15 protein-coding genes are annotated in these 14837 nt (G+C 45.3%); 7 read left to right on the top strand and 8 right to left on the bottom strand.

The window, feature by feature from the left end:
- Window positions 1–94 precede the first annotated feature (94 nt).
- The gene (ahpF, locus tag R7E47_RS00790; protein ID WP_005374617.1) at window positions 95–1663 is read left to right on the top strand and encodes an alkyl hydroperoxide reductase subunit F; all 1569 of its coding nucleotides are present in this window, start codon (window positions 95–97) and stop codon (window positions 1661–1663) included.
- On the opposite strand, the gene R7E47_RS00785 is transcribed toward ahpF, so the two are convergent.
- Together R7E47_RS00785 and R7E47_RS00780 are read right to left on the bottom strand one after the other, a co-directional pair.
- On the bottom strand, window positions 1660–1902 hold the full coding sequence (locus R7E47_RS00785) for a hypothetical protein (RefSeq protein ID WP_318056876.1): 243 nt from the start codon (window positions 1900–1902) through the stop codon (window positions 1660–1662). The two genes, ahpF and R7E47_RS00785, sit on opposite strands and share 4 nt — an antisense overlap.
- Window positions 1903–1910: 8 nt before the next feature.
- A complete protein-coding gene (locus R7E47_RS00780; protein ID WP_318083544.1) occupies window positions 1911–2480 on the bottom strand; it encodes an imm11 family protein in 570 nt (189 codons plus the stop codon).
- 229 nt (window positions 2481–2709) lie between these two features.
- Here R7E47_RS00780 and R7E47_RS00775 point away from each other — a divergent pair, with 229 nt between their 5' ends.
- Window positions 2710–3129, top strand: coding sequence for a VOC family protein (locus R7E47_RS00775; RefSeq protein WP_005374615.1), 420 nt, complete (start codon window positions 2710–2712; stop codon window positions 3127–3129).
- Between the two features lie 77 nt (window positions 3130–3206).
- Here the strand turns inward: R7E47_RS00775 and R7E47_RS00770 are convergent, their stop codons facing one another.
- Both R7E47_RS00770 and R7E47_RS00765 read right to left on the bottom strand, forming a co-directional pair.
- Entirely contained in the window at window positions 3207–3746 is a 540-nt protein-coding gene (locus R7E47_RS00770) for a CAP domain-containing protein (RefSeq protein WP_258669754.1), read from the bottom strand.
- Window positions 3747–3873: 127 nt separating this feature from the next.
- Window positions 3874–4830, bottom strand: a complete 957-nt coding sequence (locus R7E47_RS00765) for a LysR family transcriptional regulator (protein ID WP_258669752.1) — start codon at window positions 4828–4830, stop codon at window positions 3874–3876.
- A gap of 126 nt (window positions 4831–4956) precedes the next feature.
- Between R7E47_RS00765 and R7E47_RS00760 the strand changes: the two genes are divergently transcribed.
- The 3 genes from R7E47_RS00760 (at window position 4957) to R7E47_RS00750 (ending at window position 7156) form a co-directional block, all read left to right on the top strand.
- A complete protein-coding gene (locus R7E47_RS00760; protein ID WP_213971391.1) occupies window positions 4957–5643 on the top strand; it encodes a DJ-1/PfpI family protein in 687 nt (228 codons plus the stop codon).
- A 120-nt stretch (window positions 5644–5763) separates the two neighbouring features.
- Window positions 5764–6294: a sigma-70 family RNA polymerase sigma factor gene (locus R7E47_RS00755; protein ID WP_258616870.1), complete on the top strand. Its 531-nt coding sequence runs from the start codon at window positions 5764–5766 to the stop codon at window positions 6292–6294.
- A 166-nt stretch (window positions 6295–6460) separates the two neighbouring features.
- Entirely contained in the window at window positions 6461–7156 is a 696-nt protein-coding gene (locus tag R7E47_RS00750) for a VC0807 family protein (protein WP_005383527.1), read from the top strand.
- A gap of 73 nt (window positions 7157–7229) precedes the next feature.
- Here the strand turns inward: R7E47_RS00750 and R7E47_RS00745 are convergent, their stop codons facing one another.
- Window positions 7230–8222: a zinc-dependent alcohol dehydrogenase family protein gene (locus tag R7E47_RS00745; protein ID WP_042522260.1), complete on the bottom strand. Its 993-nt coding sequence runs from the start codon at window positions 8220–8222 to the stop codon at window positions 7230–7232.
- A gap of 88 nt (window positions 8223–8310) precedes the next feature.
- On the bottom strand, window positions 8311–9126 hold the full coding sequence (locus R7E47_RS00740; RefSeq protein ID WP_042522262.1) for an AraC family transcriptional regulator: 816 nt from the start codon (window positions 9124–9126) through the stop codon (window positions 8311–8313).
- A gap of 111 nt (window positions 9127–9237) precedes the next feature.
- Here R7E47_RS00740 and R7E47_RS00735 point away from each other — a divergent pair, with 111 nt between their 5' ends.
- A complete protein-coding gene (locus tag R7E47_RS00735; protein WP_054729889.1) occupies window positions 9238–9930 on the top strand; it encodes an MOSC domain-containing protein in 693 nt (230 codons plus the stop codon).
- A gap of 65 nt (window positions 9931–9995) precedes the next feature.
- On the opposite strand, the gene R7E47_RS00730 is transcribed toward R7E47_RS00735, so the two are convergent.
- A complete protein-coding gene (locus R7E47_RS00730) occupies window positions 9996–11234 on the bottom strand; it encodes a DEAD/DEAH box helicase (RefSeq protein ID WP_318083539.1) in 1239 nt (412 codons plus the stop codon).
- 264 nt (window positions 11235–11498) lie between these two features.
- A complete protein-coding gene (locus R7E47_RS00725; protein ID WP_005374598.1) occupies window positions 11499–12500 on the bottom strand; it encodes an arginine deiminase-related protein in 1002 nt (333 codons plus the stop codon).
- Between the two features lie 404 nt (window positions 12501–12904).
- Here R7E47_RS00725 and R7E47_RS00720 point away from each other — a divergent pair, with 404 nt between their 5' ends.
- A complete protein-coding gene (locus tag R7E47_RS00720; protein ID WP_005374597.1) occupies window positions 12905–14755 on the top strand; it encodes an ABC transporter ATP-binding protein in 1851 nt (616 codons plus the stop codon).
- The last annotated feature ends 82 nt before the right edge of the window (window positions 14756–14837 follow it).

The following is a 14837-nucleotide window of genomic DNA, read 5'->3' as shown; positions in this document are numbered from 1 at the left end:
TAGATACCTTGACGACCTTCTGCCTGATTTGCTCTCTCCCCCTCAGGTTTTATCTACAGTAACCACTTTTAATATTTTTAGGGTAGTAACAACTATGTTAGACCAAGCGATCCAACAACAACTCAAACAATATCTGGCTAATGTAAAAGAAGAAGTTCGTTTAGTGGTTAGTCTAGATGAAAGCAAAGCATCGAATGACATTTTGTCTCTAGCGAACCAAATCGCAGAGATGAGCGACCTAATCACCGTTGAACGTGACGACAACGCAAGCGCACGTAAACCAGTGATGGCGGTAACTAACCCAGCAAAAGGCACAGCACTACGCTTTGCAGGCTTGCCAATGGGTCACGAATTTACCTCTCTAGTATTGGCACTGCTTCATTCTGGCGGTCACCCAATCAAACTAGAACCAGAAGTGATTGAGCAAATCGCAGCACTAGACAAAGATCTAGACGTAGAAATCTTCATTTCACTTTCGTGTCAAAACTGTCCGGACGTGGTTCAAGCGTTCAACATGATGGCGGCGATCAACCCGAAAGTAAAAGCAACCATGATCGACGGTGGTTTGTTTCAAGATGAAGTGAAACAACGCGACATCATGGCCGTACCAAGCGTATTCGTGAACGGTGAGCTATTCGGTCAAGGCCGTATGTCTCTGACTGAAATCCTAAACAAAGTGGATGACGGCGCGAGCGAGAAAGCCGCGAAAGCACTGAGCGAAAAAGACCCATACGATGTACTTGTTGTCGGCGGTGGTCCTGGTGGTAGCGCAGCTGCACTATACGCTGCTCGTAAAGGTATTCGTACTGGCGTTGTTGCTAAGCGTTTTGGTGGTCAGGTTATGGACACCATGGCAATCGAGAACTTCATTTCGGTAAAACGCACTGAAGGTCCAAAACTGGCAACAGACCTAGCAGAACACCTAAAAGAATACGACGTAGACGTCGTGACTGAGCAACAAGCTGAGAAGCTAATGGGCGCAGCACACACTGAAGATGGCTTGATTCACATCCAACTTGAAAGCGGTGCAACGCTGAAGAGTAAGAGTGTCATCCTAAGCCCTGGTGCACGCTGGCGTGAAATGAACGTTCCGGGTGAGCAAGAGTACCGTAACAAAGGTGTCGCGTACTGCCCACACTGTGACGGTCCACTGTTCAAAGGCAAGAAAACTGCAGTTATCGGTGGTGGTAACTCAGGCATCGAAGCAGCTATCGACCTTGCTGGTATCGTAGAACACGTAACGGTTCTTGAATTCGCAGACGTACTTCGTGCAGACCAAGTGCTTATCGACAAAGCGAACTCACTACCAAACGTAGACATCATCACGATGGCGCAAACAACAGAAGTAGTGGGCGACGGTACTCGCGTAACAAGCTTGAAGTACAAAGACCGCAACACAGACGAAATCAAAGAGATTGAATTGTCAGGTATCTTTGTTCAAATCGGTCTAGTACCGAACACAGAATGGCTAAAAGATTCAGAAGTAGCGCTATCTGAGCGCGGCGAAATCGAAGTCGGCAGCCGTGGCGATACTAGCCTAGAAGGTGTGTTCGCAGCAGGTGACGCAACAACCGTTCCTTACAAACAGATCATCATTGCGATGGGTGAAGGTGCAAAAGCAAGCTTAGGCGCATTTGACTACCTAATCCGTAAGCAAGGTTAATCTCCAATTTCTTGAGCACAAAGCGCACGGTGCTGTGTTTTCTTCCCCGGAAAACCAATCGGGGCACCGTGACAGCGATGAGTAACAAGAAATAAAATCAAAAAACCTAGAAGCCCAAAGACTTTGCCAGCAGGTATTAACTGCTGGCTTTTTTGTTTTTTTTTTGGGGGGGGAAACAAATTATTACTAGAAATAACAGCGTAAAATAAAGCTGCCGAAATACACTTAGGGTGAAACATTGCGGGCTTTAACTCGTTTCTACTGCTTCAAATATCAGGCCTTTTAGCTGACAACGATGGTAAATTTCATACAAACCACCTAATTCATCATTGCAGTAAACACCGCTTCCGTTATTTTCAATCCTGAACAAGCCTCCGGATTTGATTGATTTACTACTCAACACTAATTTTTTAAACCGCTTTACACGACTTGGCTTACCATTAGCTCTTACATTTAACACAGTGCGATCCTTATCAATGGCATCGCAAGTTTTGAGTATGTTTATAGCATACCAACGCTCGCCAGCGACGCGTAATGGCAAAAACTCACAACTGGAATCAAGAGCTTCGTTTATTTGATTATATGCGGACTCAGAACAAGCAAACTCGCCTGCACGCCAGATTGCAAAATCAGGTTTTGTTGTAAGCATGTGGTTATCACTCACCCACTCCAAATCAATAATCATCCAAGTATCAGCGACACGCTCACCACATAACTCCCGCAAATCGCCATCCGAGTATTGTATAGAAATCTCTAGTTGAGCTTCTTGTAAAAAAGGGAAATTCTCAACATCATGATTAAGTGTAAAAACTTTCATCTTTTGCTTACTTAAATCAAACGGTTAACTGGAAGTCCCCATCATGTAACATCTTTCCAATCTTGCACAAGGTTTCAATGATTTCTGTGTGAGCCAACTCTTCAGTGTCAGCTGCCTGACCTTTATAAATGGCGTCTACAAATAAAATCAAAAAAGCCCTTTACCTCAACTTTACTTGAGGTTTTAGCATATTCATCGTTGGCTAGAAAATGACAAAAAGGAGCACATCATGATCCAACTAGAACATATTAACTTAGTCGTGAAAGATATCCCTGAAATGCTGAAGTTTTACCAAACTGCATTTCCACATTGGTACGTGCGTGATGAAGGTAAAGGCGAATGGAGTGGCAAGCCAAGAAACTGGCTACATTTTGGCGACGAGTATCAATACATAGCCATGAGTGACCATGGCGAAGGAGAAAACCGCGAGTTGAGCGGGCACCAAGTTGGGCTAGCGCATTTTGCTTATGTGACCAACAACGTCGATGCAATCATCAAAAGACTAACCGATGCAGGTTATCCGATTGCCCAACCTGGTGCTGATGAACCTTACCGCAAAAATGTGTATTTTGTTGACCCTGCCGGTTTTGAGATTGAATTTGTTGAATACCTGGCGGATGACCCAAAACTTCGTAACCTGACAAGCTAAAAGAGATGTAAATAATAAAACGCCAGCAGATAGTGACTGCTGGCGTTTTATTTTATCTATCAGGCTTCTTTATCGCATTAGCGCTGTTTGGCGAAAACCTGAGTCCAGTAATACCCGTAACGTGCAGAGTGATTTTCGACAAGCGACGCGCCCATCTGATCAAAATCCGCACTCATGATATTAAGGCAGTGACCTTCACTCGATAACCACGCGTTAACGACGGCGTTAATGGTACTTTGCCCTACGGCGACATTCTCACCAATGGCGCTCCAAGCATAACCCGTTGCGTTAACTCGATCTGACATTTTGCTGCCATCAGAGCCTGTGTGGCTCATGAAATCGCTGTTCGCCATATCGCTTGAATGTCGATAAGCGGCGCTTTCCAAATCGTAGCTCCAAGTCAGGGCCCCAACAGGTGGCATGGTGGTTGCGCCACACTGTTGTGTAGTAGAGCGGGCGCTGTTGACCGCTGCAAGCATCTGCTTGGCAAATGTGCCTTGTGACGATGTGGAACCTGTGTTTTGTGAGCCGCTTTCTGTTGGGGCTGACGACTCCCCATCGCCGCCACATGCGCTGAGAAGTAGGGCCAAAGCAGGCACTAAGATCTTAGTTGGCATTGTCTTTCCTTTATGAGTGACGAAGAGCAAACTGCGCTTTTCGATAATAACGCCCAATAAACTAACAAAAACCAATAAAAGCGCCATATAGCTTAGGGGGTTTTAACCAAAGACTCACATGAAGTTTTCAATCGCCTTGGTTCGGTCGATAAATCGGCAACGTTTCAGCCCAAGTATGGAATGGCGTTTCATCCATATCCTGTATTGCTTGAGTGATAAAATCGATGAACACCCTCACTCGGGCAGGCACATATTCCCGGTTGGCATAGAGAAGATACACGCCATTTCCTGCTTGGCGCATGCTCGGAAATATCGGCACTAAACGCCCCGCTTTAAGCCAGTCTCTCGCGATAAAATGAGGGATCTGAGTCAATCCTAAGCCTTCTGCGCAAAGCTCTGCCATAGATTCACCGTCATTTACAATGTAGTTTCTTTCGGGGTCATATTCACTCGCACCGTCTGGTTCTGGCATCCGAATCGGCAACAGTTTCCCCGTTTGTTTAAAACGAAAACGAACCCAAGAATGGTCATTGAATACATCCGAGCCACTCGGAACACCATGGCGCGCTAAGTAATCCTGACTGGCACAAATGATAAAATCGATAGGGCTGAGCTGACGCACAATCAATTGACTATCGTGAACGACACCAGAGCGAATCGACACATCAATACCTTGCTCAATAATATCAGCGTAGGCGTCATCGTAATGAATATCGATAGTGATGTTAGGGTAGCGGCGACAAAACTCTTTTAATAAAGGACGAATATAGAGGCGACCGTACGAGACTGGCACATTAATCTTAAGCTGCCCTGAAAGCGCATCATTGTGACTTTTTAATGAATCCTCACATGCCGCCAGCTCCTCCAGTACAAACCTAGCAGTATTTGCGTACCTACGACCAGCTTCTGTCAGGCGGCTCTGTCGCGTAGAACGTTGAAAAAGCTGTATACCCAAATCGCTTTCAAGACGATGTATGGCTTTACTCACGGTCGAAGGGTCAGTGCCATACACTTTGGCAGCCGCAGCAAAACTACCGCCATCTAAAGTGGCAATAAAAAATCGTAGGGACCGTATCTTATCCATATAACCAATGAACTCTATTCATGAATTTTATTCACTTTAGTAAAGACCAAGTGGCTCTTCAATCACTAATTAGCCTAAATATAATGAACCTCAATAACTTGATGCTCTGTTAGCGAGGAAAAAACCATGGGTAAAAACGGATTGAAGAATGCACTACAACTATTGATAGCGACACTAGTCCTATTCTTTGGGGTGCTTCAAACAGCACATGCCGCAGATAAACGAATTGGTATTCTGGTTTACGATGGCGTACTGACCTCTGATGTTACTGCGCCTTTAGAGGTTTTTGGCGTCGCAAGTCGTCTCACTTGGTTTAGTGATTATGACGTGCTCACCATTTCCGTCTCAGATCAGAAAACCATCACCACTGAAGAAGGATTAAAAATTGGTGTGGATGCTTGGATTGGTGATCTGCCGGAACTCGACGTATTGGTTTTAACATCCAGCTATGACATGGATGCACTAATCGAAAATAAAGATCTCATTCACTTTATTAAAACTACCTCAAAGGCGGCAGATTGGATGGCAAGTAATTGCTCTGGCGCGTATTTGTTAGCCGAAGCTGGCCTTTTAAACGGCAAAGAAGCAACAACTTGGGCCGGAGGTGAAAACGGCTTTCAAAGAGATTACCCAGCAGTCAAAGTACAAGTCGACCAGAATTTTGTCATTGATGATGGCGTTATCACTTCGAACGGTAGCCTAGTTAGCTATCAAGCTGCTCTTAAGCTACTTCACCTTATGACTTCAGAGTCTAAAGCTCAGGAAGTCGCAGATGCCATCCAGTACTCACGCTTTTCCAACCAACCATTTTAAGCGTGTAAGAAAGAAATCAGAGTCACCCTTCGATATTTGGAAGGTTAACTCTTCGAATTTGTCTTCCTAATCGAACAACCCTTTTTATCACTGTAAAAGCGATAAAAAGGGTTGTCGTTCATCTGGCAGACACAACGTGCTCTCCAAACTTTTTATCTTAATGCTATGGAAAAACATAAACGTTACGAAGCACTGACGAGAGATCGATACCAAGAGATTTACCGTCTCGCGTATTGGTTATGCAAAGATCACCACCTTGCTCAAGATTTAGCGCAAGAAACCTTTCTGAAAGCGTGGCGATTCTTTGATAAATTAAATGACCCCAACGCCGCGAAGTCTTGGCTCATTACTATTTTGCGTCGTGAGAATGCTCGGCGCTTTGATAGAAAACAGTACGATTTTGTCGACATTGATGAGTGTGCAATACAGACAAAAACCTACCCTGGCAGTGACTACGACATGGCCCAAGATTGGCTTCAAAAACAAATGATGATTCTCGAACCCAAATACCGAGAGCCGTTGCTCTTGAGCTTAGTGGCTGGGTTGAATCATGATGAAATTGCCCAAGCCTTGAGGCTCAACCACAACACAGTGGCGACTCGATTATTCAGAGCGCGTAATCAGATCATCGCACAGAAGGAGAGTCATTAAGACACAAAAAGTAGTCAATCATGTAAACTAACTGGCTATGCTCCGGTCTATTTCATAAGTCGTTACACAACTCGACGCTTTAACGCTTTACATCAAGCGCGACTAGATGAACACTTCTTGTCAAAGTACAATAACAGCCGACATAGAGTAGAGTCAGTAAAACATTATGAGTAACACGACGGCGAAAAAGCCGAATCCCTTATTTGAAATCCTTTTCAACGTATTTATCCCTTCCTTCATTTTGATGAAGTTTAGTGGCGATGAGCATCTAGGGACAGCAATGGCGCTGGTTGTCGCTTTGCTATTTCCTATCATTTATGGCGGTATGGACCTTGTCCGTAACAAGAAATTTAACTTTATTTCTGCTCTGGGCTTTATCAGTGTTCTACTAACTGGTGGCATCGGCTTGTTAGAGCTTGATACACGCTGGTTAGCACTAAAAGAAGCCCTGATTCCTGGCCTGATCGGTTTAGCGGTTTTGGGTTCAACGTTTACCCGCTACCCGCTGATGCAGAAGTTAGTACTGAATGACACTGTGTTGAACCTCGCGTTGATTAACCAACGTTTAAAAGAAAATGGTAAAACCGATGCGTTCGAACGTTGCCTTATGTCTTCTAACTACCTGTTTGCAAGTACTTTTGCGTTTTCATCTGCAATGAACTACTTCCTTGCGACTTGGATTGTGACTAGCCCTTCTGGTACTGCTGCCTTTAACGAAGAGTTAGGAAAAATGACGCTGTACAGTTACCCAATGATTGCCATCCCAAGTATGTTGATGATGTTCGGTATTTTTTATTACATTTGGCGTCAAGTACGTGCGATGACATCGCTCGAAACAGAGCAAATCTTCCATCTAAAATAGCCCAATCATTACAAGTAAACCCATAAAAAAGGGAGGATTTTATCCTCCCTTTTCTCAACAGGCTCACTGTAATTCACAGCGTCAAAATGATTTTTCCTGACACTGCTGACGAGCGTCGCTCAACCATTTCAATCGCTGTTTGAAAGTCCTCTAACGGCAGATCATATGCAACGTTTAACTTTATGTCGCTGCTAATAAAGTGTTCTAACATTTCAGCAAACACCGTCTTTCTCCCGCCTTTGCCTACCGATTCTTCCCAATACCGCAAAAAGAATGTACTAAAGTCGATGTTGTTGGCCTTCATCGATTCAAAAAACTCAGGCGTATAAGGCGTTAACGACAATGTTCCGTAGTTGATGTATTGGCCGTTTTCTTTCAAGGTACGAATGAGATCCGTGCCAGCCTCACCACCTATCGCGTCCAGAGCGACCGTTGGTTGTGGCAGTTGGCGCGTTTGCAGCTGAACTTGTAAGTTTTTCTTCGCGTCCAACACTGGAATGGTACCGTACGGATACTCGTCTCGCTTTGAGGTCACAGCAATCAGTGCAAAACCCAGTGAATGGGCGAGCTGGGCAAATATCTTACCGATCGCTGACCCTGCTGCATTGATGATCACCACATCGCCTTTGTTCAACTTCGCCACTTTAGTGGTGATCACCCACGCGGTTAGCGCGTTGATGTACAACTGGCAGGCATAGCCGTTCTCCAAACTCTCAGGTAGCGGAAAAAGATTCTCAGGCGAAGCATCTATGTAGTATTGCCAAGTACCACTCATCGCCACCAACACTTTTTGCCCAACTTGAAGGTCAGTTTGACCGACTGCACTGACTTCCACCACACGCCCAACCGCTTCAAATCCCGGCACGCGAGGTGGTACGTGAACGCGGCGGTATTGCCCAACACCATGAATGGAAAGCAAGTCACTTGGGTTAATGTTTGTAGCTTCGAGTCTCACCCGAACCTTGCCCTGAGCAAGCGGTTTGAGGGGCTCTTTTTCCAACGACAGCGACGTTTTGGGTTGACCAAAACAGAATTGATTCACTCGAGTATTTATCGTTGGTGCCATTGTTATTCATACCATGTAATTGAAATTCAAAAAGGAAGTTTCGTAACTTCTACTCAAAAGCATTAAGTGAAGTCGAAACTCTGTATTTCTACCTGCGCGATGCGCCGTTCACTCTAAACTGTTGTGGCGTCATATCAAAATAGGCTTTAAATGCTTTGATGTAGGATGAGTCGTTTTGATAACCCACTAGGTCTGCAATGGCTTGGATTGGCAACGATTCATCTAACAAAGAAAGCGAGTAAATTAGCCGAATTTGTTGCCGCCAAAGCAGAAATGAAGTATTGAATTCCTTGGCGAACAACCGTGATAAAGTGCGCTCAGACGCCCCAATTTTCTCTCCCCAGTCTTTTAGCGAACAGCTCAACGCGGGCTCGTCGGTCAACTGCTCGAAAATCAGTTTTAGTCGTCTGTCTTGTGGTAGCAATAACTGAAATGTCTGCACGTTGCTTTTCAAAATTTGATCATGCAACACCGCCAGCAAATGCAGCACTTCTTCGTGGCTTGTCTCACCTTCACACTGTCTGCGGATCTCTTGTAAAAGCTCATTTAAAAACGGCGTTAAAGCAATGGTTCTCACTTGTGGCTCGTACGTTGCGCCAAACTCAGGGTTGAGGTAAATGCCAACAAATATCGTATTGCTTAGAGCAATCGACTCGTGTTGAACACCCGCAGGAACAAATAACGCAGAGGTGTGCGGAACCAAATGCTGATAATGCTCAGTTTGTGTTTGCAATAACCCTTTGATAGGAAAGATGATTTGATGCCAAGTGTGTTGATGCAGCGCATCAATGTAACCTTTTGGCATGTCGATGGTTTTCACTAAAACAGGAGAATGGGGATTCGCGGCCATCATCTCATTGGAGGTGACGACGCCTGACTTCGAATCAATTTGGCGAGTTAGCATTGTTAGTTGTCTTTTCATCCCTACACCGACACAAGTTTACTAGGCTATCATGCTCCGCATCGCGAATGAAGGTAAACACTTTATCTCTCATTCAAATAATAAGGAGGTTACATGAAGAAAATCGGCGTCGTAAAAGCTGTGCTAGCAGGGAAAACCGTCCCTTATGCTCATGGTGCGCAAAGCGCAATCAACAAACAAGTGCTGCCTGAGCGCCAGCATGCAACAGAGCTCGGTTTTATCAGTGATGAGCAAGGTGATCCGCGCTTTCATGGTGGCATTCAAAAAGCGCTTCATATTTACCCAAGCGAACACTACCCAATCTGGCAACAAGAATTAGGCGAAAGACCAATTTTCCAATCCGCCGGCGGCTTTGGCGAAAACATCAGCTCCGAAGGCGTCACCGAATCCACGATTTGCTTGAAAGATAAAATTCGCATCGGCTCAACACTACTGGAAGTGTCGCAAGGTCGTATGCCTTGTTGGAAACTTAACGTACGCTTTGACCAACACGACATGGCGAGAAGACTGCAAGATACGCTTCGAACAGGCTGGTATTTCCGAGTGCTGGAAGAAGGCGATATCGGTGCAGGTGACGAGATTATTCTGTGCGAAAGACCTTATCCAGAATGGCCACTGGCTCGCATCATGGGCGCGGTTTTCACTGGCTGTTTAGATAGAAAAGAACTCACTCAGCTGTCTGAGCTGCCGTTAGTCGAGTCTTGGGGCAAGTTGGTCGAGCGCCGCCTAGAAACTGGCGAAGTTGAAGATTGGGAAATGCGCTTGGTTGGCCCAACTGTGGGTTAACACCCCAAAGTAAAATTTAAGCCACGCTCTGAACCGACTATGCCGTCAGAGCGTGTTTTTTTGGTTTACTTCGCACTCGGGGCTGGGCGTTTCGACTTACCTTGGAACTGCTTAATGCTCTTCTTAGCATTAGTTCGGCGGTTGGCTTTTTTATCGCGTGGCGCGCGTTTGCTCTCGCCAGTTGATGGCTTATCCGTTACTGGAAAACCAACCAGATCTTGCACTGGCAATGCACGTTGAGTCAGGTGACGAATCGCGTTTAGTGCGTCCATTTCACCATGACATACCAATGACATCGCCACACCTTGTTCGCCTGCGCGAGCAGTACGCCCAACTCGGTGAACATAAGTTTCTGCATGCATTGGCAGTTCAAAGTTGATCACTACAGGCAATTGCTCAATGTGAATGCCGCGCGCTAGTAGATCGGTGGCAATCAACACCTGAATTTGCCCAGATTTAAACTGCGCCAGAGCTTCTTCTCGCTCATCTTGACTCTTATTGCCATGCAGCGCATTGGTTGAGATGCCCGCTTTGTTTAGCTTCTTCGCTAAGCCATCGGCGTTCTCTTTCGCACCGATAAAGACCAACACCTGTGCCAAAGCATTCTGTTTTATAAGTTCAATCAACGCCTTGGTTTTGCTGCCTTTGTTGACGAGGTACAGCGTTTCAGCAATATCTTGGTTGGTGCTGTTTTCTTGATGCGCTGCAACTTGCTTTGGTGCCTGCATAAGCAGCTTCGCTTTACCCTTCAAATCATCTGAAAACGTTGCGGAGAACATTGCGGTTTGGCGCTGGTTTGAAATCAGCCCCGCAATATTTTGCACGTCAGGCCAAAAGCCCATATCCAACAGACGATCGGCCTCATCCAACACTAGGTAATGGATATTGCTTAAGTCTAAACCGTTGTTTGCCAGATCAACCAAACGACCTGTCGTCGCGACAAGGATATGAGGATTTGTCGCTAGCGCCTGCTGTTGTTGCTCTTTATCAACGCCGCCACACAAACACACTGCGTTGAGTTCAAGAACTTGACCAACTTGGTTAATTGCTTCACTCACTTGCATTGCCAGCTCACGAGTTGGCACAAGAATCAGCGCTTTTTGCTCTGGATTGACACCCAGCTTTTCCAACAAAGGCAAACCATAAGCAAGGGTTTTGCCGCTGCCTGTATTTGCCAAAGCCAATAGATCTTGACCAGCCAACAGCTCAGGAATGGCCAACGCTTGAATATCGGTCGGTTTCTTGAAGTCTTTTGGCAGTGCGTGAATCAGCTCAGAACTCAATGAGAGAGTAGAAAATGGCATTAGCGAAACCTTGTACTTTGGGTTGAAGAAGCAATAAAAATAATGAAGATGCGGTAAAACGCAGGCGCGGACTTTACCACAATCTGCTAGGTGAACCATCCTATTTTAGGCGCTTAAACCAAGCGTCGCCTACGCAAATCGTCAGAAAACTAAAAAGCGCAAAAAAGCCGTTAGTCTGTACTGCCACAGAGCTAACGGCTAAAAACCCTTGAAGAGAACGCTTCATCAGCCTTTCACTGCGGCTGAAAAGAAATGTGCAGTTTATTAAAGCACAGCTTTACGATTCGGTAAGAACACTTCACCCAACATGCAACGAACCGAACCACCACCAATAGATTCTATGGTAGAAACGTCGAATGGCAGCAATTTACCGTGCGTTGCCAATTGGTTTCTTTGTGCTGGTGAAAATGCATCGTACGCCGATTGCGACATCGCAATCACCTTGTCGCCGTTGATCGTTTCTAGTTGCAGAATGTTACCGCAGAACTGGTTCATCTGATCAAGCGAAATTGAGATGACTTGCTTGTCTTTGGCGAGTGACTTCATTACAAAACGACGCTCAAATTCTGGGATCACTTCGTCACAAATCACGCAAAACTGTTCGCCAACCGCCATCATCACATTGGTGTGATAAATCGGCGCACCAGACGGCAAACGAGTTTGGAAAGAAATCACTCGTTCATAGCCAATACGATCGGCGTAATCTTCTAAAACCAGACGATCACAACGTTGTGAGAGTGCGGCGTAGACCGTTTTATTTAGGTGGTCAAACACCATCACACCCGTGCTTTCTAAATACGCTTGCTCGTCAAGATATTCAGTTAGACTGCTGCGTCGATGAACTTCTCGCCCTGCTTGCGCTAGTGCTGCCACAAGTGCATCGGGACGTACTTCTTTTTGACGGTTTTCACAGGCCATTGGAAAGGTGTACAACGTGCCATCTGGCGTAGTGCTAAACCAATTGTTTGGAAATACCGCGTCTGGCGTTGCAACATCTGAAGTTGGATAATCAAATTCAACAACTTGAACGCCCTCTTGACGCAGCGTTGCAACCATACTCGCGAACTCGGCCATTACTCGACGTGAGACTTCTTCTTGGCTGAGTGACACTTTATGTTGGAACTCATTATCTTGTGCGGTTTCTTCATTAAAACGAAACTCTTTCGGTGGCACCATCACTACGCAGTTCGCGGTTTGGCGCTGAGCACTTTGCGTGCTTTCTTCTTTCCCATTAGCAAATTGGGTCACTGATTCGTGTAATAGCATCCAATACATTCCTTATCACTAGAATGAGGAGATTGTAAATTTATTGTTAACTTCAGTTTTGCTGTTTTGACAATTAATTTAATTGCCCAAAAGTAATTTTTGCTGCATTAAGTTCATTTTTCCCTAAATTTTATTGTCACTTTGCAGGTTTAAGCTTTTATTGCACCGTGATGAACATGATAAGAATTCATCATAAGAATCAGAACCATAGACAATCACACTCATAACCAACTAGTTACATTTAAGACACAATCGGTTAGACTATTTTTTCGCCCCTCTCGTCAATCGGTCTGCTTTATCGAGGAGCAGGCAAGAAACTCTCATACACGCGGTTTCGCCCAAAGCAGCGTGAATCGATGGATTTAGCCACCCCAAATGGCACTGTTTTAACTTTAGGATGAGTTATGTTTAAACGATTTGAAGGCTTTACAGAGCCATTCCCCAAATCTACACCGGATCAGCCTCCTTCAGGGATGTTCGCTTTTCTGCGTTATTACACTCGTGGTTATGAAAAGCCTTTGATCATCATGTCTTTGATGGCCACAATTGTGGCTGTTGTTGAGGTAATGTTGTTTGGCGCCATGGGACAATTGGTTGATTGGTTGTCTACCAGCAATCCAGAAACGTTCTTACAAGACAATAAATCGGATTTGATTTTCTACGGAGCCTTATTGCTGGTTGTCATGCCTATATTGGTGATCTTGTACTCGTTGCTCGTTCATCAAACGTTATTGGGCAACTACCCAATGTCTATCCGCTGGCTTGCACACCGGTATTTGCTCAATCAAAGCTTGAACTTCTATCAAGATGATTTTGCAGGCCGAGTCGCAACGAAAGTCATGCAAACCTCATTAGCTGTGCGCGAAACCGTAATGAAAGCTATGGATGTGTTTGTTTACGTTACGGTTTACTTCACCAGCATGATCATTATGTTAGCGACGGCAGACTGGCGTTTGATGATCCCAATGATCGTCTGGCTACTCGCTTACATCGCTATCCAAATCTATTTTGTCCCTAAGCTCAAAGACGTCGCTTCAGCGCAGGCCGATGCACGTTCGACAATGACAGGGCGTATCGTCGACAGTTATACCAATATTCAAACCGTCAAACTGTTTTCTCATAGCCAGCGCGAAACCCAATATGCCGAGCAAGGCATGAAAGGATTTTTGAATACGGTCTATCGTCAAATGCGCCTAGTGACCGGCTTCGACGTCGCTGTAGAGATCTCAAACTATATTTTGGTATTTTCCGTTGCTGCTTTATCGATTTACCTGTGGTTGGATAGTGCCATTAGCGTTGGCGCGATTGCGATTGCTGTTAGTCTTGCATTGCGCGTAAACGGTATGTCGATGTGGATAATGTGGGAAGTTGGCGCCCTCTTTGAAAATATGGGAACCGTTGTCGATGGAATGAAAACGCTCTCTAAGCCTATTGATATTAAAGATAAACCAGGCGCAAAAGACTTGGTTGTCACTGAAGGAGGCATTCACTTTGATAACGTCAGCTTCCATTACGGTGAGAACAAAGGCGTGATTAGCCATCTCGATCTCAACATCAAACCAGGAGAGAAAGTAGGCTTGGTTGGGCGCTCCGGCGCCGGAAAATCGACTTTGGTGAACTTGTTACTTCGTTTCCACGATGTCGAAGACGGCAGCATTAAGATCGATGGACAGAACATCTCAGAAGTCACACAAGACTCTTTGCGTTCAAAGATCGGTATGGTGACCCAAGATACTTCTCTGCTACACCGTTCAATTCGAGACAATATTTTGTATGGCAATCCAGATGCGACAGAAGAAGATTTGCTGAAAGCCACTAAGCAAGCGCATGCCCATGAGTTTATCGAAACTCTGACCGACCCATTTGGTAATGTCGGATACGATGCGCAAGTTGGTGAACGTGGTGTGAAACTGTCTGGCGGCCAACGTCAGCGTATCGCAATATCTCGTGTGCTACTCAAAGATGCACCATTGCTGGTACTGGATGAAGCAACATCGGCTCTAGATTCAGAAGTCGAAGCAGCGATTCAGGAAAGCTTGAATGAATTAATGCAAGGGAAAACGGTTATTGCTATCGCTCACCGATTATCGACCATCGCACAAATGGATCGCCTCATCGTGCTAGATAAAGGCAGCATCGTTGAACAAGGTTCTCATCAAGAACTCATTGCGAATAACGGCATTTACGCCCAGCTTTGGGCGCATCAAACTGGCGGATTTATCGCTGAAGAACTAGACAATCAACACGCTTCTTAACGAGTGGTAAGCTCAATAAAAACGGCGCTTTAAGCGCCGTTTTTTATTTAAATCCATGGCTAGATGCTCATATAGCCATTGT

Origin of the sequence: Vibrio sp. Vb1026 (assembly GCF_033338745.1) — a bacterium.
GTDB classification, from domain to species: Bacteria; Pseudomonadota; Gammaproteobacteria; order Enterobacterales; family Vibrionaceae; genus Vibrio; species Vibrio alginolyticus.
The sequence above is the reverse complement of the archived record's forward strand: the minus strand, read 5'-3'. Positions and strand labels throughout refer to the sequence as shown.